The sequence below is a fragment of the Bradyrhizobium sacchari genome (genome assembly GCF_002068095.1).
GTDB classification, from domain to species: domain Bacteria; phylum Pseudomonadota; class Alphaproteobacteria; order Rhizobiales; family Xanthobacteraceae; genus Bradyrhizobium; species Bradyrhizobium sacchari.
Genome location: NZ_LWIG01000052.1, coordinates 179,358 through 201,417, shown reverse-complemented (window position 1 = coordinate 201,417; position 22,060 = coordinate 179,358). Strand labels below are relative to the sequence as shown.

At 64.6% G+C, this 22,060-nt stretch carries 17 protein-coding genes; 9 read left to right on the top strand and 8 right to left on the bottom strand.

All coding sequences use genetic code 11. From position 1 onward, the window contains the following. Positions 1-628: 628 nt before the first annotated feature. The gene (locus tag A5906_RS33030; protein ID WP_080139308.1) at positions 629-1,066 is read left to right on the top strand and encodes a YybH family protein; all 438 of its coding nucleotides are present in this window, start codon (positions 629-631) and stop codon (positions 1,064-1,066) included. A 96-nt stretch (positions 1,067-1,162) separates the two neighbouring features. On the opposite strand, the gene A5906_RS33025 is transcribed toward A5906_RS33030, so the two are convergent. Beyond that, positions 1,163-2,017, bottom strand: coding sequence for an alpha/beta fold hydrolase (locus A5906_RS33025; protein WP_080139307.1), 855 nt, complete (start codon positions 2,015-2,017; stop codon positions 1,163-1,165). Between the two features lie 281 nt (positions 2,018-2,298). Here A5906_RS33025 and A5906_RS33020 point away from each other — a divergent pair, with 281 nt between their 5' ends. Continuing rightward, positions 2,299-2,619, top strand: a complete 321-nt coding sequence (locus tag A5906_RS33020) for a BA14K family protein (RefSeq protein WP_080139306.1) — start codon at positions 2,299-2,301, stop codon at positions 2,617-2,619. Between the two features lie 177 nt (positions 2,620-2,796). Beyond that, a complete protein-coding gene (locus tag A5906_RS33015) occupies positions 2,797-4,002 on the top strand; it encodes an ABC transporter substrate-binding protein (protein WP_080139305.1) in 1,206 nt (401 codons plus the stop codon). Between the two features lie 617 nt (positions 4,003-4,619). On the opposite strand, the gene A5906_RS33005 is transcribed toward A5906_RS33015, so the two are convergent. Continuing rightward, positions 4,620-6,092: a hypothetical protein gene (locus tag A5906_RS33005; RefSeq protein WP_080139304.1), complete on the bottom strand. Its 1,473-nt coding sequence runs from the start codon at positions 6,090-6,092 to the stop codon at positions 4,620-4,622. 292 nt (positions 6,093-6,384) lie between these two features. On the opposite strand from A5906_RS33005, the gene A5906_RS33000 reads away from it, so the two are divergent. Then, positions 6,385-6,549 carry a Flp family type IVb pilin gene (locus tag A5906_RS33000; protein WP_018641576.1) on the top strand — a complete coding sequence of 55 codons (165 nt, stop codon included), beginning with the start codon at positions 6,385-6,387 and terminating at the stop codon, positions 6,547-6,549. 265 nt (positions 6,550-6,814) lie between these two features. Here the strand turns inward: A5906_RS33000 and A5906_RS32995 are convergent, their stop codons facing one another. Further along, the gene (locus tag A5906_RS32995; RefSeq protein WP_080139303.1) at positions 6,815-7,798 is read right to left on the bottom strand and encodes a phosphatase PAP2 family protein; all 984 of its coding nucleotides are present in this window, start codon (positions 7,796-7,798) and stop codon (positions 6,815-6,817) included. A 326-nt stretch (positions 7,799-8,124) separates the two neighbouring features. Here A5906_RS32995 and A5906_RS32990 point away from each other — a divergent pair, with 326 nt between their 5' ends. Beyond that, a complete protein-coding gene (locus A5906_RS32990; protein ID WP_063694085.1) occupies positions 8,125-8,805 on the top strand; it encodes a TetR/AcrR family transcriptional regulator in 681 nt (226 codons plus the stop codon). A gap of 150 nt (positions 8,806-8,955) precedes the next feature. Here A5906_RS32990 and pyk read toward each other — a convergent pair whose 3' ends face one another. Together pyk and A5906_RS32980 are read right to left on the bottom strand one after the other, a co-directional pair. Continuing rightward, complete coding sequence (gene pyk / locus A5906_RS32985) at positions 8,956-10,392, bottom strand: pyruvate kinase (protein WP_080139302.1); 1,437 nt, start codon at positions 10,390-10,392, stop codon at positions 8,956-8,958. Further along, positions 10,389-10,970: a DUF1036 domain-containing protein gene (locus A5906_RS32980; RefSeq protein WP_080139301.1), complete on the bottom strand. Its 582-nt coding sequence runs from the start codon at positions 10,968-10,970 to the stop codon at positions 10,389-10,391. The genes pyk and A5906_RS32980 overlap by 4 nt, the downstream gene beginning before the upstream one ends. Positions 10,971-11,137: 167 nt before the next feature. Between A5906_RS32980 and A5906_RS32975 the strand changes: the two genes are divergently transcribed. From A5906_RS32975 to A5906_RS32965, 3 genes are all read left to right on the top strand, one after another. Continuing rightward, a complete protein-coding gene (locus A5906_RS32975) occupies positions 11,138-11,443 on the top strand; it encodes a DUF1244 domain-containing protein (protein WP_080139300.1) in 306 nt (101 codons plus the stop codon). 251 nt (positions 11,444-11,694) lie between these two features. Continuing rightward, positions 11,695-11,967 (top strand): DUF2312 domain-containing protein, encoded by a 273-nt coding sequence (locus tag A5906_RS32970; RefSeq protein ID WP_018641571.1) that lies wholly within the window; start codon positions 11,695-11,697, stop codon positions 11,965-11,967. 117 nt (positions 11,968-12,084) lie between these two features. After that, a complete protein-coding gene (locus A5906_RS32965) occupies positions 12,085-13,851 on the top strand; it encodes an adenylate/guanylate cyclase domain-containing protein (protein ID WP_080139299.1) in 1,767 nt (588 codons plus the stop codon). A gap of 169 nt (positions 13,852-14,020) precedes the next feature. Here the strand turns inward: A5906_RS32965 and A5906_RS32960 are convergent, their stop codons facing one another. From A5906_RS32960 to A5906_RS32950, 3 genes are all read right to left on the bottom strand, one after another. Then, positions 14,021-15,640 (bottom strand): peptidoglycan L,D-endopeptidase MepK, encoded by a 1,620-nt coding sequence (locus tag A5906_RS32960; RefSeq protein ID WP_080139298.1) that lies wholly within the window; start codon positions 15,638-15,640, stop codon positions 14,021-14,023. Between the two features lie 271 nt (positions 15,641-15,911). Next, positions 15,912-18,110, bottom strand: coding sequence for a L,D-transpeptidase family protein (locus tag A5906_RS32955; RefSeq protein ID WP_080139297.1), 2,199 nt, complete (start codon positions 18,108-18,110; stop codon positions 15,912-15,914). Between the two features lie 347 nt (positions 18,111-18,457). Continuing rightward, positions 18,458-19,954 carry a sigma-54-dependent transcriptional regulator gene (locus tag A5906_RS32950; RefSeq protein WP_080139296.1) on the bottom strand — a complete coding sequence of 499 codons (1,497 nt, stop codon included), beginning with the start codon at positions 19,952-19,954 and terminating at the stop codon, positions 18,458-18,460. Between the two features lie 127 nt (positions 19,955-20,081). On the opposite strand from A5906_RS32950, the gene A5906_RS32945 reads away from it, so the two are divergent. Next, a complete protein-coding gene (locus A5906_RS32945; RefSeq protein ID WP_080139295.1) occupies positions 20,082-21,974 on the top strand; it encodes a M3 family oligoendopeptidase in 1,893 nt (630 codons plus the stop codon). Positions 21,975-22,060 lie beyond the last annotated feature (86 nt).

The following is a 22,060-nucleotide window of genomic DNA, read 5'->3' as shown; positions in this document are numbered from 1 at the left end:
AGCTCTGTGCCCCGGACGCAGCGCAGCGTCCCTTCGACGGTGCGTTGCAGAGCCGGGGCCCATGTCTCCGCACCTTCCGTGCAGCCCGCTGGGTCCCGGCCCTGCGCCGCAACGTTGCACGCTGCAGCGCGTCCGGGACACGAGAGCGACACGCGCCGCGCTTGCAATGAGATCGTGGCAGGCTAGTGCGTCTACGCATGCATCCGATCAGCCCGCGAGTCGCAGGCCGTGTCCGCCTGTTTCGCTCTCGTCGCGCACCGGCTTGGCAGCGTTGTTGACGGTAATTGCCCGGAATTGCTGTTCCACGAACTTTTGGATGGAGTCTCCCGGCAACCAGCGATGGCTATCTTGAGTGGTCCGTCGCAGAACCGGTAACGATGGTTGGCATTCGGCGTATGTGTGACCGGCTGCATGAGCGGTGTCACTGCGCGCGACTCCCGTGGTGAATGGCGCCGTTGAATTTGCCATCACCTGTACCTCATCCCTAATGACCGACAGCCGGCTACAGTGCGACCGGGACGATATCGTCGTGGTGATGGAAGCGTATCCGCCGCAGCCGACCGGACTGATTGACTGAGCAATCGAGAAGATTGGGGGGAAGCACGTTAATCCAACAGAGGAGCATCCGATGAAGTTGGCCCAAACATCAGCATTAGTCTTTTGCCTGCTCGGCGCGCCCGGGGTTGCGTTGGCCGCAGACGCCAAGCAGGACGTGGAGAAGGCTTACGCGGCCTGGGACGCCGCATTCAACAAGCACGACGCAAAAGCCATCGGTGCCTCCTATGTCGCGACGGCCAAACTGATGCCGCCGACACATCAGGTCGCATCGGGGCCTGCGGAGATCGAGAAGTTCTTTGACGGAATCTTCGCGAACGGCGTGACGGGTCACAAGTTGGAGATGATCGATGCCGGCGGGGACGACAAGGTCGTGTTCGGCACAGCTAAGTGGAGCGCCACCGGCAAGGACAAAGAGGGCAAGCCCTCGCCTATTGGCGGTTTAGCCATGCACGTATTCGAACGCCAAGCCGATGGATCGCTAAAATTGAGGTTGCAAACATTCAACTAAGGTGATTGAGGCGCAGTCGATCCGGTGGGGGCGAACCCCTGCCGGATGCGATAGAGGTGATGGGCACGCCGTCGCCTTGCCCCGCCCTACGATATCTCACTTCGCCGCATCCTTCCGCTCCAGGAACCGCAGCACATCCTGGTTGAACTGCTCGGGATCCTGCAGGAACGAGAAGTGGCTGACCTCCGGCTGGATCAGGAGGCCGGCGCCCGGAATGTTCGCCGCCATGAACTCGGTGTTTTCGCGCTTGATCGCCTCGTCGTGGTCGCCGTCCACGACCCAGGTCGGCACCTTGATCGCCGCGAGGTCCGAAGCCGTCCATTTCGGCTGGCTCTCCCACATCTTGGTGATCTCGTCGACGAAACTCTTGTACTGCGTCGGTGTCGGCGACAGGCGCTTGTACTCTTCGCCCGCCCGCGCGATGAAGGCGTTGAAGACGTCGTTTGAGGCGATGTCGGCAACACCCGACGGATCCGAGTTCGCCGCGAAGGCGAACAGCCTGCTCACCCGCTCCGGATGCTTCATGGCGATGTCGAGGCCGATGATCGCGCCGTCGCTCCAGCCGACGATCGCCGCCTTCCTGATCTTGAGATGGTCGAGCAGTCCGACCACGTCCGAGGCCATCAGATCGTAGCCGTAGGGTTCCTGGTTGCGGCTGCTGCGCCCGTGCCCGCGACTTTCCATGACGATGACTTGATAGTGCCGCTGCAGCGTGCGGACCTGATGGCTCCAGTAATTGGCGTTGGCGAGACCGCCATGCAGCAGCAGCACGGGCTCACCCCGGCCGTACACGGCATACCAGATCTTGATGCCGTTGACCGGCGCAAGGCCGCTCTGCGCTGCCTTTGGCAAGGTCGGCGTCGGCGGCAGGTTCAGCCATCGCGGCGCTGCATGCGCGGCTGTGATCGAGACCGCGACGAGCAATGCCGCGAAGAGATTGCGAAATATCATGATGCGCCTTCCTGTTCGATCATCGGATATTAGTCATTGCAACGCCTGCGCGTCAGTCTCGAGGAAGAATCGCACCGAGATGTGAAGACCACAGAGCTCGCCGCTCCGCGGAGATGGATCATTCGTCGCGTTCCGCAAACAAACGACTCTTTATGCATTTGAACGGTGAGATTGCGTCCCGTCGCGCATATCGAACGCGTCGGGGTTGTCCGGCGCATCATGTCGATCCACTTCCTGCCGCACCGGCCGCACGATGCACCGGCCCCTGATGGAGATCGACCATGACTGGATTCAAGACTTTTGCTGCCGTGGCTTTGTTGTCGGCCCTGACCGCAACCACCGCCTACGCGCAATCCGGCTTTGCAAGCAGCCACCCGGGCACGTACGAGGCGGAGAACCCCGATCGCAACCTGAATGGCACGCTGACGCCGGCAGGCCGGCTGGGCCTGGAGTTGCCGGACGGCGCAGCGCCCGCGCGAGGCGTGGATAACATTGTGGCTCGCGCGGATGGTTCGCGGTCCTGCGCCGAACGCTATCGTTCCTTCGACCCGACAACGGGCACCTATTTGGGCTTCGACGGCAGCCGCCATCCTTGCAGGTAATGGGCCGCGCAGGTCGCCGATCCTGATAAAGGCGCAGGGTGGGCAAAGGCGCTCTTGCACCGTGCCCGCCCTGCCATCGCCGGTCGATAATGATTGGAGTTTGCCGCGATGTCATGGCATGTTCCCCTTAAATGAAGGTGCGGCGTGATCGCACCGATCAAAGGGGAGGGGAAGCCGATGCGCGTTAAGGCGGCGTTGGGCGCGCTTGGCGCTCTTTCATTTCTGCTGTGGCCTGCTGCTCCGTTCGCCGCCGAGATGCGCGGCGTCACCGCAACCGAAATCAGGATCGGCCAGACCATGCCCTATAGCGGCCCGGTCTCCGCCTTCGGCGCGCTCGGCAAGGGCGAGGTCGGCTATTTCAAGATGCTGAACGAGAAGGGCGGCATCAACGGCCGTAAGGTCAATCTGATCTCGCTCGACGACAACTACGCGCCGCCGAAATCGGTCGAGCAGACACGCCGCCTGGTCGAGAGCGACGAGGTCGCGTTGATCTTCTCCTCGATCGGCACCGCCCACAACACCGCGATCGCAAAATATCTCCAGAGCAAGAACGTGCCGCAGCTCTTCATCGGCTCCGGCGCTTCGAAATTCGCCGACATCGCGCAATATCCGCAGGCGACGATGGGCGTGCAGGCGCCGTTCCGCTACGAGGCGCGGCTCTATGCGCGCTATGCGCTGGCGAAGAATCCCGACGCGAAATTCGCGGTCATCTCCCAGAACGACGATTACGGCCGCGACTATCTCGCCGGGCTGAAGGACGTGCTCGGCGAAAAATACGATTCCGTGGTCACCAACGCTACCTACGAGATCCAGGATCCGACCATCGATTCCCAGATCGTGAAGCTGAAGGCTTCCGGCGCCGACGTGTTCGTGATCGCTGCGACGCCGAAATTCGCGGCGCAGGCGATCCGCAAATCCTTCGAGATCAACTGGCGCCCCATGACGTTCCTCTCGAATGTGGCGGTATGGGTCTCGACCGTGATGGAGCCGGCCGGGCTGGAAGCCGGGACCGGCATTCTCTCCACCGCCTATGTCAAGGATCCCGACGATCCCGCCTGGAAGGACGATCCCGGCGTCAAGGGCTGGCGCGAGTTCATGACCAGATATGCGCCGGAGGCCGATCAGCACGACACCAACTACGTCAATTCCTACAACAGCGCGATGGCGCTGGAGGCGGTGCTGAGAGCCTGCGGCGACGATCTGTCGACCGAGAACATCCTGAAGCAGGCGTTTGCGATCCGCGATCTCGAATTGCCGATGCTGCTGCCCGGCATCAAGGTCAATACCAGCCCGACCGATCACGTTCCGGTCGACCAGATGCAGTTCATGCGCTTCAACGGCAGGAGCTGGGAGCGCTTTGGCGAGTTGCAGACGGGAAATTGACCTGTCCCGGAATGGAGCGATGGTGCCGCGGGCCTTAGCACCGCATTTACCATCGGCCCGTGGGCCAATTCCGGAAACGTCGCTTAAGCCGCTTTTGGCGTTTGTGGTTTGGTTCTGCTGCTGTCCGTCTTCATCGCTCTGCGCGGGCGAGCCGGGCGGGCGCTTTCGGACGGATAGCCGGCACGGCGCTCAACCAAGGCTGATGCGCAGCGGTCGCTTTCACCGGCTCTCGAATGGCAGACGTCAACGTCACCTCTGAATGATCGGCCGCGATCGCGCGGTCAGCGCGTCGAATTTCTGGGTCGAGATAGTTTCGGTCGCCGTCTTCGGCGGTGTCGGTGCTGGGGACGGGATTCGTTTTCGGTCTCACCAACAACCTCTACCATCTGCCGATCGTTGCCGGGCTCTACAACGAGCCGCAATATCCGGACGACGCAGCGTGCGCTATCGAACGAGGCGGCTCTGCGTATTCTCCGCGGGCGCGAGCGAGCCGGTTGTGGGGAAGGAGGCATCGTCGGCGACAGAGCGATCTCCCGGTTGAGCGATCGAGCGTCGCGCTCACGAGCCCGCGCGGCTAGCTCAACGATCGATGCACGCGCAGTCCGCGCATGGGATCGTTACGGAGCCGTGGTGTCCTCGCGCATATGGATCACCGCGATGTCGTCCGCATAGATCCGCTTCCAGCCCTTGAGGTGATCGAGGATCTGGGGGCCCGGCGCATCGGCGGCCAGCAGTGTCGCGTCGATCTTGTGCTCGTCGAGCAGGCGGGGCAGCAGCTCGGGCTTCCTTCCTTCCGTCGCCTTGAAGACGTCCATCACGAACTTCTCGCCATAGAGCTCTGCGCGGCCGTCGACGAAGACCGGGATACCCCGCCCGATCAGATAGCCGCCGAACCTGTAGGCGTTGAAGATACGCTGCGCCCCGCGCTTTTCGAGCAGGTCGGTCGCCGCAACCGGCGTCTGGTCCATCGTGAATGTAAAGCGGTGATGCGACATGAAGATCGAGGTCGACGTCCAGCTTGCTGCCACGATCATCAACGCGCCCGCCGCAGTCAGGTACCGGGCAGACCAGCTCTCACCCGGATGCGCATCGGCTTGCTGGAGGGACGATGTCTCGCCGAGCGGCTTGGCCAGCACCAGGGGCACCAGGAAGGCAAAGGCCTCGATGCTCCTGACATGGCTGAGTGCCATCCAGGTCAGCAGCAGGATCATCAGGATGCGCGGCGGCGACAGCGTCAGGCCGCGATAGAGCCCGAGCGCGATCAGGCCGAGCAGCGCGCCTTCGAAGGCGGTGAAGGATGCGAAGTTCGCCGGCGACCATTCCGAGATGACCGTGAGCAGTTCGCCGAGATTGAGGATGTTGGTCGCACCCAGCAGGGTACGCCAGCCATAGGGCGTGACGCAGCTCGCGGCAAGCGCGGCAACGCCGAACAGGAACCAGCGCAGCAGCAGCCGGACCTGCTTGTCGGACTGAAGGCCCCACAGCGCTACGAACGACATCGGGCCGATCAGCGCGAGACCCAGCACGAAGCCGCCATGCAGGTTCGCCCACAGCGATATCAGCGGCAGCCAGGACCATGACGGCGTGCCCTTGCGGTCGGCTGCCGCCATCAGCATGCCGACCCATGCGATCATCACGGGCAGCGCCAGCATGTGCGGCCGCGCCAGGATGTGATGCAGCGCTAGCACGACCGCCAGCATCGCAAACAGCACCGAGCGCGGCATCTCCAGATGCGCGTCGAGCAGATAGACGAGGATCGCCGCCGACAATGCGACCGCGGCTGCGGTGAGGATCACCGGGCCGGCCCAGTCCCATAGCGTATAGGACAGCGCGAACGCGACCTGTGACAGCCATGAGGTCGAAACCCATGGCGCGCCCGGTCGCGTGAAGGAATAGAAGTCGGTGTAGGGAAGGGCGTGATGGTCGAGGATCCATTGCCCGATCTTGATCTGCCAGAACGAGTCGGAGTCCTGAAGCAGCGTATCGCCGACGCAGAGAAAGAAGAGATAGGCGCCCGCTCCGACGCAGAGCGGCACCAGCACTCGCGCGCGGCTCTGCACCGCGAAGCTGTTCACAAAGGAAAGGGACATGCCGCCTCGTCATCCTGCTTGTTCTTGTCGGATTGGCGAGCGGCATTGGACCACGGCGGTCATAACTTCGGGTAAACCGGCCGCGGCGACTGTGATGTCGTTACAATTTAACGGATTGTTTTCAATTTCGGTTTACCATCGGCGAATACTCGCAAACCGCTGTTTGTTTCCGCAGTCGGATTAACTGCGGCGCAATTCTTTGTCCCTAGGTTCGGTTCCATGGTCGGGCGGCGCTGGGAAGCCGAAGAGACCAGATCAGTTGTAGCCTTGTGTACTTTTTTGGGAGCACTCTATGAAGAACCTCGTTGCGCGTTTCGTGAAGGATGAATCCGGCGCCACCGCTATCGAATACGGCCTGATCGCCGCCGGCATCGCGCTGGCGATCATCACCGTCGTCAACAACCTCGGCAGCACGCTGAACACCAAGTTCGGCTCGATCTCGAGCAGCCTCAAGTAAGGGCTGACGACTTCTGAATTCTGAGAGCCTCGTCTTCGACGAGGCTCTTTTCTTTTGGGCGATCCCGCACCGTCATTGCGGGCGCGGCGAAGCAATCCAGACTGCCTCCGCGGAAGGACTCTGGATTGCTTCGCTTCGCTCGCAATGACGAGGAGGCGCCAGCGTACTCACAAGTTTCTATCGCTGTTGCGGAGAGACGGTGGCACGGCGCTATGCGCCTTTGCCAGCCTACGACACCGATTGCGGCGTGACACCGATCGCGCCGTCATTCCGCGAGGCTGGGCTGCCAGATCGGCGGTCGCGCAGATGCGGCAGACGCCGGCGCCGTGCGGCCGAGCCGTTCAACACAAAGGTTCGTCACCCAGATCGAGGTTGCGGCAAGCGCGATGCCGCCGGCGACGTCGATGAGGTAGTGCGCGCCGATCGCCGGTGTCGCCGCGATCATCAACATGTTGAGCGCGGCCGCGATGCCGCCGATGCCGCGCACCGGCCACAGCGCCCACATGTAGAGCACGGCGGATGCTGTGTGAAAGCTCGGAAACGAGACGATGCCGGAGAGGAAGAACAGATGCAGCTCGTGCAGGCTGCCGTCGCGCAGGGCGAGGATGTCGCGCAATTGTCCTGCATAAACCGCGGTATTGATCTCGGGGAAATGCGCGGCCGGCAATTGCAGCCCGTAATAGGTGCCGATCGCCGGCACCAATGCGGAGATCGCAACGGTGACTGCGAGCGCAAGGCTCATCGCCAGCATGAACACCTGCAGCCGCACATAACGTGCCGTCAGCGTCAGCACGACGGGAACGCCGAGCAGCGGCCATTTGATCAGTCCGTAGCCGCGGGCGAGGACGTCCGCCAGCCAGGGATGGTCGTTGACGAAACGCGCCAGCGGCTCGGGATCTAGTCCGAGCGCGCGGTCGATCGCGAGCAGCGCCTCGTCCTGGAGCGGCCAGTTCATCTTGCCCGCGACGTAGCTCAAAGGTCCGACGATGGCGCAGGTGAGAATGACCTGTCCGATCGTGCCGAGCGAGAACACCAGTTTCGGATCGGAAAGCTCGCCCTTGGCGATGCGGTGGCCGCAGGCGACGCCGACCAGGAGGGCCGCGATCGCCAGCGTGATGCTGTAGGCGACGGGCTCGAGGCTCAGACCGGTCGCGGGGAGGCCAATCGCCAGCAGGCCGCCCATGGCAATGATGGGAAGCCAGTTCAGGTTGAAGAGCCGCCAGGCGGTTCGGGCGTCCGAATCGAGCATGCTGCACCGGGCTGAGGCATGATCCGGAAAGGTGCGTAGCGGTTTTCCGAAAAGATCATGCGTAAACTTTAGGATCGCAGTCCGGCGGTACAGTCGTGGACCTGCTTTAAGATGACGGTAACAATCGTGGTTAGCCGTCTATCAACCGGCGCTCGCACTTTGCACATTTGTCGCCTGCGGCTTTGGCGTGACGCTTTACGCAAATGCATCTTGTCTTCCTTCCTGAATAGTTGTTCAGTCCTTGCGGGGCGATTTGCAGCGAATTGTGTGACGAAGCGTTCGGCCGCGGGGCGTGCGGACGGCGTGTGTGGGACAGGAAGCGCGCCATGGTTTATCGGCGGACGCATCAAGTGGTTAAGCGCCTTGCGGCCCGGCGCAGTGCGATACTGGCGGCGGCGCGGGAGGCGGCGGCCGAGGGCGGAATGGCGGCGGTGCAGATCGCACCGGTCGCGGTCCGGGCCAATGTCGCGGCCGGCACGGTCTACCGCTACTTTCCCTCCAAGGCCGAGCTGATCTCCGAATTGATCGCGGAGGTCTCCCGCGACGAGCTCGCGGCGATCCGCCGGGCGGCCGACGCCGCGCCGGGACCGTCCTCGGCGCTGGCGGCTGCGGTCACCACGGTGGCGGTCCATACCCTGTCGCAGCGGCGGCTGGCCTGGGGCATCCTGGCCGAGCCCGTCGATGTCGACGTCAGCGCCTCCCGGCTTGCCAGCCGGCGCGAGATCGCCGGCGAGATCGCCAGCCGGATCGACGCGGCCGTGCGTGCCGGTCATTTGCCGGCGCAGGACACCGCCCTTGCCGCCACCGCGCTGCTGGGGGCGCTGCACGAAGCCCTCGTCGGGCCGCTCGCGCCCGACAATCTCGAAGATCCCGTCAAGATGCGCGATGCGGTGCAGACCGTGACGCTGCTGGCGCTGCGTGCCGTCGGCGTCATGGACGCCCGCGCCCGTGGCCTCGTGGTGCAGCAGACGCTGCTGCCGACGACGAAGGCGCTGGTCGGCGCGTAAAATAGCGCCGCGACCGCGTGGCGCCCTGATCGCGCTCAGGTCATTGCCTGCGCGCGCCTTTTCGCGAAGCCCCAGCATATCAGCCGGTCCGGCCGGCTACTGTGCATGGGGTTGTTTTCCGACTTTTTTGTTTGGCCGCGCTGGCGGCGCCTACATATGCGCGTCGCCCTCGGGGCCGACCGAGGCGATGCGCACCATGTTGGTGGTGCCGGGGATGCCGAGCGGCACGCCGGCGACGATGATCACGCGCTGCCCGGCGCGGACGAAACCGTCCCGGAACGCGATCTGGCCGGCGCGGCTCACCATGTCGTCCTGGTCGCGCGCGTCTTCGGCCACCACGCAATGCACGCCCCAGGCGACGGCGAGCCGGCGGCCGGCGGTGATGTTCGGCGTGATCGCCACGATCGGCGGCTTCGGCCGCTCGCGCGCCACCCGCACGGCGGTCGAGCCCGAGCTGGTCCAGCAGATCAGGGCCGGCAGGTCCAGCGTCTCGGCGATCTGCCGCGCGGCGTCGGCGATGGCATCGCCTGCGGTGGATTCCGGCGACGGGCGCTGCGCGGTGATCACCGAGCGATAGGTCGGGTCGCGCTCAACCTCCTCGCCGATGCGGTTCATGGTCGAGACCGCCTCGACCGGGAATTTGCCGGCCGCCGATTCCGCCGACAGCATGATGGCGTCGGCGCCCTCATAGACGGCGGTGGCGACGTCGGAGACTTCGGCGCGAGTCGGCACCGGCGACTGGATCATCGATTCCAGCATCTGGGTCGCGATCACCACCGGCTTGCCGGCGCGGCGCGCCATCCGTGTCATCTGCTTCTGCAGGCTCGGGACCCGCTCCAGCGGCAGCTCGACGCCGAGGTCGCCGCGCGCCACCATCAGCGCGTCGGAGGCTTCGATGATGTCGGCGAGGCGGTCGATCGCCTGCGGCTTCTCGATCTTGGCCATCACGGCGGCACGGCCGCGGATCATCTTCTTGGCCTCGATCACGTCGTCGGCGCGCTGCACGAAGGACAGCGCGATCCAGTCGACGCCGGTGACCAGCGCGGCCTCGAGGTCGGCGCGGTCCTTCGGCGTCATCGCCGAGACCGGCAGGTCGGTGTCGGGCAGGCTGACGCCCTTGCGATCACTCATCTTGCCGCCGACCACGACACGCGTCACCGCGTGCTCCTTGGAAGTCTCCTCCGCGATCAGCCGGACCTTGCCGTCGTCGAGCAGCAGGGCATGGCCGGGCCTGAGCGCAGCCAGGATCTCCGGATGCGGCAGGTGGACGCGCGTGGCGTCGCCCGGGGTCTTGTCGGAATCGAGTGTAAAGGTCTGGCCGTTCTGGAGCTGGACCGCGCCTTCGGCGAAGGCGCCGAGCCGGAGCTTGGGGCCTTGCAGGTCGACCAGGATGCCGATCGGGCGGCCGTAGCTGCTCTCGACATTGCGGATCGTCGCCACCAGCTCCCGCATCTTGTCATGCGGGGTGTGGCTCATGTTGATGCGGAACAGGTCGGCGCCGGCCTCGAACAGGCGGCGGATCATCGCGAGGTCCGAAGAGGCGGGTCCGAGGGTCGCGAGAATCTTGATACGGCGAAGACGCCTCATGGCTTATTTCCGGAAGGGGGTGGCAGGCCGGGCGAGCCCGGGGGCGTAGCACCGGGCGGGCCATTGGGCAAACCCGGAACCCCGCCGGGGCCAACCGGTCCAGGCAGGCCAGGCACGCGCTGCTGCGCCGGCTGTTCGTTGGCGTCGGTGAGCTGCACCGTCCAGGCCCGCTGCTCGCCGGTATCGACCTCGAAATAGCCTGTGCGGTCATAGCCGCGTGCCAGGCAATCCTCGGTGCCGCGGATGGTGAATTCCTTGTCGCGCGAGCACATGAAGGCCTGGCCCGACCACTCGCCGCCGCGGTCATAGTCGATAGCGTAGATGTAGTAGTAGCGGGCGACCAGGGTGCCCCGCAGCAGCGTCTCGCAGGAGCGGGACGAGATGTTCCACCAGCCCTCCGTGGTCCAGCCCTCGGCGTCCTTGTAGCCAAGCGCGATGCCGACCCGGCTCGAGGTGTTGTTGCAGAGGCGGAAATCGGCGGAAGCCGGGCTCGCCCAGAGGCACAGCAGGCCGACCGCCAGCACCGGGACCAACCGGGCGAGCAGGCGAAGGGGGAAGCGGGGAGATTCGGCAATCATTGTCGCGGAAGCTATACCAGATCATTGACGATTTGGCGTAGGGCCGGGGAACCGCCCCAAGGCCGGCATATCGCCCGTTTGCGCCGCGATATGGCAAAATCTGTGACAGGACCCCACCTGATCCCGTAAGGGTGACGATATCCAAGGGCCAGCCGAGGGATCCAGCTATGGCAATCGACGACAAAACCAGAACGGAGCTCGAGGCCGCCGCTTTCCGGCGCCTGGTCGATCATTTGCGGAGCCGGACGGACGTCCAGAACATCGACCTGATGAATTTGGCCGGCTTCTGCCGCAACTGCCTGTCGAACTGGCTCAAGGACGCCGCGGACGCGCAAGGCGTCGCCTTGAGCAAGGACGAGAGCCGGGAAGCCGTCTACGGCATGCCCTACGAGACCTGGAAGTCGAAGTACCAGGGCACGGCCACGCCCGAGCAGATCGAGGCGATGAAGAAGGTCCATCCCCACGGGCACTGACTCATTTCGTTCCGTCATTCCGGGCGATGCAAAGCACCGACCCCGGGCGCGCCGTTGCGCGCCTGAGAATCTCGAGATTCCGGGTTCGCCCTTGGGGCGCCCCGGAATGACGACGTCATCTCCTGTGGGCGCGCTGTGGACGAGCGCGATGCTTGCTTGAATGCGGGGGATACGAACCCTAAGGGTCTACCCAGCACGCGCGGTGGATGCCGGCGTCACCTCGTTTTGCCAGTTCCATTGGGAGTACCAAGATGGCCACCTCCGCCGCCGTCCGCGACGACGAGCCCGCGACGAAATTTGCCAAGGACCAGCTCAAATCCATCATCGAGCGCATCGAGCGGCTGGAGGAAGAGAAGAAGGCGATCTCCGACGACATCCGCGACGTCTATGCCGAGAGCAAGGGCAACGGCTATGACGTCAAGGCGCTGCGCACCATCGTGCGCCTGCGGAAGCAGGACCCCAACGAGCGCGCCGAGGCCGAGACCATTCTCGAGACCTACATGCAAGCGCTGGGAATGCTCTGAAGGAGACGGGACCGCGCCTCACCCGTAAGAGTTAGCGCGCTGGGCCGCAATTTGCGGGGGGCCGCGCTTGGGCAAAATCCGCTCGTCTGCTAGAGTGCTCAGTGAAGGGACCGAGCAATGGATGTGCCCGGACCAGAGCGCAGGCTCGCCGCGGTCCTCGCGGCTGACATGGTCGGCTTTAGTCGGCTGATGGAGGTCGACGAGGGTGGCACCCTTGCGCGCCTCAAGACCCACCGGATCGAGCTCATCGATCCGGCGATTGCCAAGAATCACGGCCGCATCATCAAGACGACGGGCGATGGCCTGCTCGTCGAATTCCATAGCGTCGTTGACGCAGTGTTGTGCGCTGCCGAAATTCAGAGCCGGATGGGACGCCGCAATGCCGATGTCCCGCCGCCGCGATGGATACAATTCCGCATCGGCATCAACCTGGGCGACGTGATCGTCGATCAGAACGACATTTTCGGCGACGGAGTGAACGTCGCGGCACGGATGGAGGCACTGGCCGAGCCTGGAGGCATCTGCATCTCCAGCGCGGTGCGCGACCAACTGGGCGAGCGTCTCGATGGTGTCGCATTCGAAGACATCGGCGAGCAGAACGTCAAGAATATCGCGCGCTCCATCCGCGTCTACCGGATTCGCTTGGAGGATGGTTTGGCAAGCGCGCCAGCCGGCACGACGGCCGCTGCAAAGGCGGCCGGCAAGTCGAAGAAGCCGTCAATCGCCGTGCTGCCCTTTGCCAACATGAGCGGCGATCCGGAACAGGAGTTCTTTGCGGACGGTTTGACCGAGGACATCATCACGGAGCTTTCGCGCTTCCACGACTTGCTGGTGATCTCGCGCAACTCGACCTTCGTGTACAAGGGAAAGTCGGTCAAGGTGCAGGATGTCGGCCGCGAATTCGGTGTCGACTACGTCATCGAGGGAAGCGTGCGAAAGGCCGGGGACCGCGTCCGCGTCACCGTGCAGCTGATCGACGCGGAGACGGATCGGCATATTTGGGCCGAGCGTTATGACGGCGAGCTCAAGGACATCTTCGCCATCCAGGACGAGATGACCCGGGCGATCGTCGCCACGCTGCCCGGCCGTGTCGAGGCGGCGACGCACGATCGGGCGAACCGCAAGCCGACGGACAACATGGCGGCCTATGAATGCGTGCTGGCGGCGAAGACCCTGCACCATCGCTCCAATCGCGAAGACAATGCACGGGCACTACTTCTGCTGGAGCGGGCGCTCGAACTCGACGCGAACTATGCGCATGCACACGCGTGGAAGGCCTGCGTCCTCGGCCAGCGCTGGGTCTATAGCTGGTGCGCGGATCGCGACGCCACCTTCCAGCAGGTGGCTTCAGAGCTGGAAACCGCGCTGGGCCTCGACGACAATGACGCCGACGTCCACCGCATCCTCGCGGCACTCAATCTGAACCGCGACGACCATGACAAGGCCGCCTATCATCAGGAACGCGCGCTCGCGCTCAACCCGAACTATGACCTCGTGGTGGTGCAGCAGGGCGAACTCCTGACGTGGCTGGGGAGGCCGGAGGAAGGCATCGACTGGATCAAGAAGGCGATGCGGCTCAACCCCTATCATCCGGAACGATTCTGGAGCCATCTCGGCCGTGCCTATTACTGTGCCGAGAAATACGCCGAAGCCGCCGAAGCCTTCTCAAGGATCTCTCGTCCCGATCACACCCATCATGCGTTCCTTGCCGGGATCTTCGCGCAGATGGGCAATGCAGTGGCCGCCGGCGCGCACGCGGCCGAAGTCCTCAAGCGTGAGCCGGCATTTTCCGTCGCCAATCATCTTTCCACGCAGCATTACAAGCGGCAGGTCGATCGTCAGCGCTATGAGGCAGGCCTTCTCGGGGCGGGCCTGCCGGCTTGATCTGGCGAACACAGCGCCGTCGTCCTGGTGAAGGCCGGACCCGTTACCCCCGGGAGCAGTTGGGCGAAGACTCGTCGTTCGGCATTGCCATTGCGCGCTTCACCGAGAGATCACGCGGTATGGGTCCTGGCTTCCGCCAGGGCGCCGCCAGACGTCTGGGAAAGGGCTATCAGCGCAGCGCCGCGGTCCGCACGACGAACGAGGTCGTCTCGAGCTTCGCGGTCGCGCTGCCCGTGAAACTGTCGCAGGACAGGCCCTGCATCGGATCGTCGGTGAAGCCCATCGCGATCACTGTCTGCGGCTTGACGAAATAGCCGCGCAGCGCCGCCGTATCGAGCTCGCCCATCAGCGTGACCGACATCGCGCGGCTGGCACTCGGCGACAGCATCCCGATCTTGAGCCAGATGCTCTCGCTCTTGGCCGCCGAGAGGCGGGTTGCGGTTGCGACCATGCCGTCGACGCTCTTGCCGACCACGCTGTTGATCTCGGGGGCGGGTGCCGCACCGCGCGCACCGGAACGGGCAGAGCGCGGGATCGGTGCGGAGGCGGCGACGACATTGGCGCGGTCGACCGGGGAGGCGGCAGGCGCGTAAGCCAGCGCCTGAAGCGTCGCGCTGGACACGCTCGCGGTCGGCTGCGGGTCGGAGGCCGCGGCGAGCGCCTGGCGGGCCTTCAGCGCCGCCACCTGGGCCGGCGTGGCCTGCTGCGGCGTGGCCGGGATATCCCAGAAGCCGCGGGCATTGATGATGTCGGCGGGGGTCTCCGGCTTGGCCTCGGCAGATTTCGCGGCAGGCTTGTCAGCCACGGCTGCCGGCTTCAGCTTGGGCGGCGCGACGAGCTGCGCATCGGCCGAGGCGAGCTGGAGGGTGGCTGCGACCTGCGGCTTGGCGCGCGGTGTTGGCACCGGATCGGCCGGCTTGGCCGCGGCGGCCACCACGGTCGGGGCGGACGGTTTCGCGGCCGGGGCCGGCGCACCCTCGTCATCCTCGTCGCTGCTGGGAGTCGCCGGAGCCGACTTGCTCTTGAACAAGGCGGCGAAGAAGTTCGACTTGCTGGCGCCGTCATCGCTGCCGCGGCGCTCGATCTCGGCCCTGGCGAGCTCATAGCCCTTCAGCGGCACACCGTCGGTCGGCAGATGCACCGTCTTGCCATCCGGGAAGACGCGGGCAAGCTGGTCATGCGTCATGCGCGGCCAGTGCCGGATGCTGCCGGTATCCAGATGCACGAAGGGCGAGCCCGAGGTCGGGTAGAAGCCGACGCCGCCGCGCTGCAGGCGCAGGCCGGCGAAGCGGATCTGCTCCAGCGGGACGCCCGGAATGTAGAAGTCCATCGCGTGGCCCAGCATGTGCTGGCTGAAGCGCGCCACACCGGAGGAGCGGCGGCGCAGCATGGCGTTGGTTGCGGGGGAGCGGTAGGAGGAGATGATCTGGATCGGCTGCTTGCCGTCGACGTCGCGGTAGACTTCCCAGAGGATGTCGAAGAGGTGACGGTCCATCACCGTCTCGTCCTGGGTGCGCCAGTCGCGCAGGAAATGGTTGAGCTGCTTCAGGGCGCCTTCGTCATAGCGCCCGTCGCGCTTGAAGGTGACGGTGAGGTCTTCGCCGGAATGGGTGTGGTGGAAGGCGAGGGTCTTGGTCTCATTCAGCGCGGCGGCGTTATGGACTGAACCCGCGGCAGCCAGCAGCAATACGGAAGCGAGGCCGATCCGGGATCCGGCCTTCACTCCCGCATGGGACAACGACAGCACAGCAAATTGGCGTGCAAGACCAGTCAGCACGTATGAGCCCACCCAGTCGACGAGCGTTCAAATGGACTCTCCCGCCAACCCCGTTAGCGCGCGAAAGAGGATGAACGCTTTCTTAAAGCAAGAAGGTTAATTCGAGGTTGACCTTCCCGCCCCCAAACCAAGTCAGACTACGATCCTAAACGGTTGACTGTGGCAAAAAAACGCCCGCTGCCCGACGGCAGGTCGGAGGATGGTTAACGTTAAGCGCCCCATCCTGGGGATGGGAGCGCTGATTTCATTGTGGAATTTCGGAGAATGAGGCGCCGGGCGGGCCTCAGCGGGTAAACACCCGCTGCGGCCGGCGGCCGACCGGAGCCGGCGGCGGGGTCGGAGCTCCGAACAGCCGCTCGAAGAAGTTCGGACCCGAGGAGCCGAAGCCGCCGCCATTATTGGCCACCGCAACACCCGAGGGCAGCGTCGTTGCCGGGCGCGAATAGCTCGGCTGCGAATGCGCGACGACGTTCTCGAGGTCCTTGCCGCGGCCGTTCTTCAGGATGTTGAGCATGGTCGCGTCGCGGCCATAGACGTCCTTGCGGAATTGCAGCTTGCCGGCGTCATCCACGAACGCGGTCTGATAGGTGATGTTGACCGGGATCGGGGTCGGGAATTTCAGGTCGATCTCGCTCTTGCCGTACATGCTGCGCACGCGCTCCGGCGTGTACTTCTCGTTCGGCATCGCGATGTTGAGCAGCACGGAGGCGTATTGATCCGGGTTCTGCACCCGCATGCAGCCATGGCTGAAGGCGCGGTCTTCCCGGGCGAACAGGTTCTTGTCCGGCGTGTCGTGCTGATAGACCAGGAACTTGTTCGGGAAGTTGAAGCGGATGCGGCCGAGCGCGTTGGCTTCACCGGGCGGCTGCGAGATGTGCACCGAGCCGTCGCGGTTCTGCTCGAGCTTGAGGCCCATGCGCTGGAGCACGGTCGGGTCCTGCTGCAGCGCCGGCAGGTACTCGTTGTAGACGATCGACGGCGGCACGTTCCAGGTCGGGTTGACCGTGATGTACTTCATTGTCTCGGTCAGCAGCGGGGTTGCGTGCTGGCCAGGCTTGCCGGTGACGACGCGGGTGGTCCAGACCTGCTGACCGCGCTGCATCACCTTCAGCGTGTAGTCGGGAATGTTGAGGATGACATAGGCATCGCCCAGCGCGGGCACGCCGAGGTCGCGCGGCAGCCAGCGCCAGCGCTCCATGTTCACCAGCACCGTGTCGATCTGCTTGTCGCGCTTGGGCGTATTGAGCGCCTTGACGGTCTTGTCGTCGAGGATGCCGGTCGCCTTCATCTCGGCGCCGTTCTGGAATTTGCGGACGGCCTCGGCGACCGTTGCGTCGTAGCGGGTGTCGCTGGCGTTCTCGGTGATGCCGAGCTTGGCGCGCAGCTGCGGCACGCGCGGATCGTCAACGACGATCTCAGCCTGCTTCTTGCCGGCGGGCGTGTATTTCAGCGCAGGGCCATCGGCGATCTCGATCACCGGGCCGCTGCCCTGCCCGCGCAGCTCCGCGAGCTTCGCCTTCAGCTCCTTGTAGAGCTTCTGCGGCGGGTTGTAGCTGTCGAGCGCGGCGGAAGCGTCCGGTGCAGTCGTGACCTTCGTCAGCACCTCGTTCGGGTCGACCGGATGTTCGGGATAGAGGATGTCGGCGCTGACCTGCGACCAGTGCATGCGGCCGCTCTGCGCCTGGCGCGCATAGTCGAACATGCTGGCGGTGAGCTTCAGCTCGGCGTCGGCGAGCGCGTCGGGGGTCGTAGCGGCGGCGAAATCCGGCACCGGATAATCGGCGGGATTGAGACCGTCGGAGGCGGCATCCTTGAGCCGCGCGATCACGCCCTTCGCCGCGGCGGTCAGGCTGCCGCCCTGCGTCCACACGGGTGCGAAGTCGCGCGCACCGTAAAACTTCTCGATTGCCGCACGCTCGTTCTTGCGGTCGAAATGGCGCGAGGTCTTGGCGCCGATGATGTCCTTGAGCTTGTCGGCGACCGGCTGGTCGGCGGCGGGCACATTGCTCGCGGCCTTGACCGGCTCGGCGGCCGGAACCGCGGCGGTGGCAGGCGCTGCGGGAGCGGCCGGCGTGGCGGTCGCGGTATCTGCCTTCGAAGGTTCGGACTTTGCCGGCTCGGTTTTGGCGGTCTCGCTCTTCGGCGCCTCCGGCGTGGGCGTCGTTGCGACGTCGGACGGCTTGGTCTCGACCTTGTCGGGGGCCGGTGCGGCTTCGGCCTTCACGGGCGCAACTTCCTTGGCCGGCTCCTTCGCGGAGTCCTGCACCGTGGCGGTGGTGTCGAGCTTGATGTCGGAAGCGGTCGGGGGCGGGACGTTGGCCGGTTCGGGGCGCGGGATCGCGGCTTCGATCGCGAGCTCGGCCGCGCTGCTGCGCGCCTGATCCTGCGCCAGCGCCGAGCCGGCCGACACCGTGAGGAAGGTTGCCGCGACCGTCATCAAGACACGGTCAAAGCCTGCACGGTGGTTCAAACAGTCACGCATTGTGTCGCACCCCTTGGGTGAACTGTCCCTCGTGGAACAGCTTCGTTATCGCCTAATTGAGCTTCGGCTAATCGCGCCGGCCTCTCGAAAGTCGCACGCCTGCACGCAACGATTCCTACGCCAGACGATATACACGCCCCGAATTTGCAGCCAGCGCTACCCGGGACAACTCACCACAAACTGACTTCAAGGGAGCCTCTTGGCAACGGATTGTGCGCTTGCAGCACGCGCTTTTCCTTCCGTCTGTCACTTCCAAGTCACGGTTCAAGTCGCAGTCGAATTTTGCCGTAATTCAACGGCTTGCGGCCGTATCGTCAGCGCACGCGAACCCTCCGTTCGCATGAGGCTCAATGCGTCTCCTCGCCGCTTTTCCCGCCATGACCGGGAACCCCGGCTTCGTCGAGTTTCCGGTAGAGGGTAGACCGGCCAATTTTGAGGCGGCGGGCGACTTCCGACATCTGTCCGCGATAATGCGAGATCGCGAAACGGATGATCTCGTTCTCCATGTCCTCCAGCGGGCGGACGTCGCCAGTCGGAGTCAGCATCGACAGGCTTCCCGCCAGGGGAAGCGGCGCGATCGGTATTTCGCTACCCGACACCAGCGAAGGGACAGCGATCGGCTCCAGCATCAGCGGTGCGGTCGGAATCTCGGTCGCGGCATGCGGCAGGGCGGTGAGCAGGGGAAAGTCGGCGAGGCCGAGCTGATCCCCGTCGCTCATCACCACCGCGCGGTAGACCGCGTTCTCGAGCTGGCGGATGTTGCCGGGCCAGTCGAGCTGGGAAAGGTGCGCCACCGCCTCGCCGCTGATGCCGGTGATCGGGCGGTTCTCCTCGGCGGCAAAGCGTGCCAGGAAATGCCGCAGCAGATGCGGAATGTCCTCGCGCCGGGCGCGGAGCGAGGGGATCGTCAGCGGCAGCACGTGGAGGCGATAGAACAAATCTTCGCGGAAGTGGCCCTGCTTGACCCGCTCCAGCAGCTTGCGGTTGGTCGCCGAGACGATGCGGACGTCCACCTTGACGGGCTTGCGGCCGCCGACCGCCTCGACCGCGCCTTCCTGCAGCGCGCGCAGCAGCTTGACTTGTGCGGTCAGCGGCAGCTCGCTGACCTCGTCCAGGAACAGCGTGCCGCCATGGGCCTCGACGAACTTGCCGGTGTGTCGTTCGGTGGCGCCGGTGAAGGCGCCCTTCTCGTGGCCGAACAGGATCGACTCGACGAGGTTGTCGGGGATCGCGCCGCAATTGACCGCGACGAAGGGCTTTGCCTTGCGTTCGCCGCTGCCATGGATGGCGCGCGCGAACATCTCCTTGCCGACGCCGGACTCGCCTTCGATCAGCACGGGGATCGAGGAATTCGCCGCCTTCTGCGCCGCGCGCATGACGGGTGCCATCGCCTCGGCGCGGGTGATGATGTCGGAGAAGGTCAGTCGTCCTTCACGGCTGTGACGGATGCGCTGCAATTCGCCCTTGAGCGCGGAGGTGTTGAGCGCGTTGCGCAAGCTGACCTGGAGCCGCTCCAGTCCGACCGGCTTGACCACGAAATCGGCGGCGCCCGCGCGCATGGCCGAGATCACATTGTCGATGCCGCCATGGGCGGTCTGCACGATGACCGGTACGGAGAGGCCCGCCTCGCGGATTTTCGCCAGCACGCCCATGCCGTCGAGGCCAGGCATCACGAGATCGAGGATGACGCCGTCGATGGCGGGCGCGTCGGGGGCGGTGAGGGCGGCGATCGCGGCGTCGCCGGACTCCACGACGACCGTTTCATAGCCGCATTTCTGCACCATGTTCTCGACCAGCCGGCGGGCTACAGCGTCGTCGTCGGCGATCAAAATACTGGCAGCCATGGTGTTCCCCGCACGCTACAACTATCTGTCTCGAATCGGGGCACTCTGGCCGAAGCCGATTAACGCACTCTTAAACCTTGATGCCCCCGCCCGCCGTCGCGCTTGTTGAACACAGGTTTCCCACACAATGAATTCGCGCTCCAAGCCCGCTCTCAAAAAGCCCGCTCTCCGCAAGCCTGCCACCAAGACATCCGCCGCCAAGAAATCAGCCGTCAAGGCAAAGTCCTCCAAGCCTGTGAGCAAGACCGGAAAGCTTCCGGAGTGGAACCTTGCCGATCTCTATTCCGGGATCGATGCGCCGGAAGTGGCGCGCGATCTCGAGACGATGGATGCCGATTGCGTCGCGTTCGAGACCGACTACAAGGGCAAGCTCGCGACAGGGACAGCAAACGAAGATGGCGGAAAATGGCTCGCCGAAGCCGTGCGACGCTATGAGGCGATCGACGATCTCGCCGGCCGTCTCGGCTCCTATGCCGGTCTCGTCCATGCCGGCGACAGCGTTGATCCCAAGATTTCAAAGTTTTACGGCGATGTGTCCGAACGCCTGACGGCGGCGTCCACGCATCTTCTGTTCTTCGCGCTCGAGCTCAACAGGATCGATGACGATATTTTGACCCGCGCGATGCAGGCCGCCGAGCTCGCGCATTACCGTCCGTGGATCGAGGATCTGCGCAAGGAGAAGCCGTACCAGCTCGACGACAAGCTCGAGCAGCTCTTCCTGGAGAAGGCGCAGACCGGCTATTCCGCCTTCAACCGGCTGTTCGACCAGACCATCTCCGGCCTGCGCTTCAAGGTTGGCGCAAAAGAACTCGCGATCGAGCCGACGCTCAACCTGTTGCAGGACCGCGATGGTGCCAAGCGCAAGGGGGCGGCGGAAGCACTGGCAAAGACGTTCAAGGCCAATGAGCGCACGTTTGCGCTGATCACCAATACGCTCGCCAAGGACAAGGACATTTCCGATCGCTGGCGCGGTTTCAAGGACGTCGCGGATTCCCGCCACCTCAACAACCGCGTGGAGCGCGAGGTGGTGGATGCGCTGGTCGCCTCAGTCCGCGCCGCCTATCCAAAGCTGTCGCATCGCTATTACGCGCTGAAGGCGAAGTGGTTCGGCAAGAAGCGGCTGGCCTATTGGGATCGCAACGCGCCGCTGCCGTTTGCGGCGACCGACGTGATCGGCTGGCCCGATGCGCGCAACATGGTGCTGACGGCCTATCGCGGCTTCTCGCCCAAAATGGCCGACATCGCCGAACGATTCTTCACCGACCGCTGGATCGATGCGCCGGTGCGTCCGGGCAAGGCGCCCGGCGCGTTCTCGCATCCGACCACGCCGTCGGCGCACCCCTATGTGCTGATGAACTACCAGGGCAAGCCGCGCGACGTGATGACGCTCGCGCACGAACTCGGCCACGGCGTGCACCAGGTGCTGGCGGCGAAGAACGGCGCCCTGATGGCGCCGACGCCGCTGACGCTGGCGGAGACCGCGAGCGTGTTCGGCGAGATGCTCACCTTCAAGCGGCTGCTGGCCCAGACCAAGAACGCAAAGCAGCGCCAGGCGCTGCTCGCCGGCAAGGTCGAGGACATGATCAACACCGTGGTGCGGCAGATCGCGTTCTACTCCTTCGAGCGGGCGGTCCACACCGAGCGCAAGAACGGCGAGCTCACCGCGACGCGGCTCGGGGAGATCTGGCTGTCGGTGCAGGGCGAGAGCCTTGGGCCCGCGATCGAGATCAAGGCGGGTTACGAGAACTACTGGATGTACATCCCGCACTTCATCCATTCGCCGTTCTACGTCTACGCCTATGCCTTCGGCGACTGCCTGGTGAACTCGCTCTATGCCGTCTACGAGAACGCGGCCGAAGGCTTTGCCGAGCGCTATCTCGACATGCTCGCCGCCGGCGGCACCAAGCACTATTCCGAGCTGCTGCGGCCGTTCGGGCTCGATGCCAAGGATCCCGAATTCTGGGACGGCGGTCTCTCGGTCATCGCCGGCATGATCGACGAGCTGGAGGCGATGGGCTGAGGCGGCGGCGTGCCGCGGGTTCCAACTGCCTGGGCCGAGACCAGGTCTCGCGGCACCTCCCAATATTTTGCTACGTGGGATTGAAC

Coding starts and splice junctions, on each gene's coding strand:
- A5906_RS33030 (WP_080139308.1), top strand. CDS start 629: ATGAAGTTGGCCCAAACATCAGCATTAGTCTTTTGCCTGCTCGGCGCG.
- A5906_RS33025 (WP_080139307.1), bottom strand. CDS start 2,017: ATGATATTTCGCAATCTCTTCGCGGCATTGCTCGTCGCGGTCTCGATC.
- A5906_RS33020 (WP_080139306.1), top strand. CDS start 2,299: ATGACTGGATTCAAGACTTTTGCTGCCGTGGCTTTGTTGTCGGCCCTG.
- A5906_RS33015 (WP_080139305.1), top strand. CDS start 2,797: ATGCGCGTTAAGGCGGCGTTGGGCGCGCTTGGCGCTCTTTCATTTCTG.
- A5906_RS33005 (WP_080139304.1), bottom strand. CDS start 6,092: ATGTCCCTTTCCTTTGTGAACAGCTTCGCGGTGCAGAGCCGCGCGCGA.
- A5906_RS33000 (WP_018641576.1), top strand. CDS start 6,385: ATGAAGAACCTCGTTGCGCGTTTCGTGAAGGATGAATCCGGCGCCACC.
- A5906_RS32995 (WP_080139303.1), bottom strand. CDS start 7,798: ATGCTCGATTCGGACGCCCGAACCGCCTGGCGGCTCTTCAACCTGAAC.
- A5906_RS32990 (WP_063694085.1), top strand. CDS start 8,125: ATGGTTTATCGGCGGACGCATCAAGTGGTTAAGCGCCTTGCGGCCCGG.
- pyk (WP_080139302.1), bottom strand. CDS start 10,392: ATGAGGCGTCTTCGCCGTATCAAGATTCTCGCGACCCTCGGACCCGCC.
- A5906_RS32980 (WP_080139301.1), bottom strand. CDS start 10,970: ATGATTGCCGAATCTCCCCGCTTCCCCCTTCGCCTGCTCGCCCGGTTG.
- A5906_RS32975 (WP_080139300.1), top strand. CDS start 11,138: ATGGCAATCGACGACAAAACCAGAACGGAGCTCGAGGCCGCCGCTTTC.
- A5906_RS32970 (WP_018641571.1), top strand. CDS start 11,695: ATGGCCACCTCCGCCGCCGTCCGCGACGACGAGCCCGCGACGAAATTT.
- A5906_RS32965 (WP_080139299.1), top strand. CDS start 12,085: ATGGATGTGCCCGGACCAGAGCGCAGGCTCGCCGCGGTCCTCGCGGCT.
- A5906_RS32955 (WP_080139297.1), bottom strand. CDS start 18,110: ATGCGTGACTGTTTGAACCACCGTGCAGGCTTTGACCGTGTCTTGATG.
- A5906_RS32950 (WP_080139296.1), bottom strand. CDS start 19,954: ATGGCTGCCAGTATTTTGATCGCCGACGACGACGCTGTAGCCCGCCGG.
- A5906_RS32945 (WP_080139295.1), top strand. CDS start 20,082: ATGAATTCGCGCTCCAAGCCCGCTCTCAAAAAGCCCGCTCTCCGCAAG.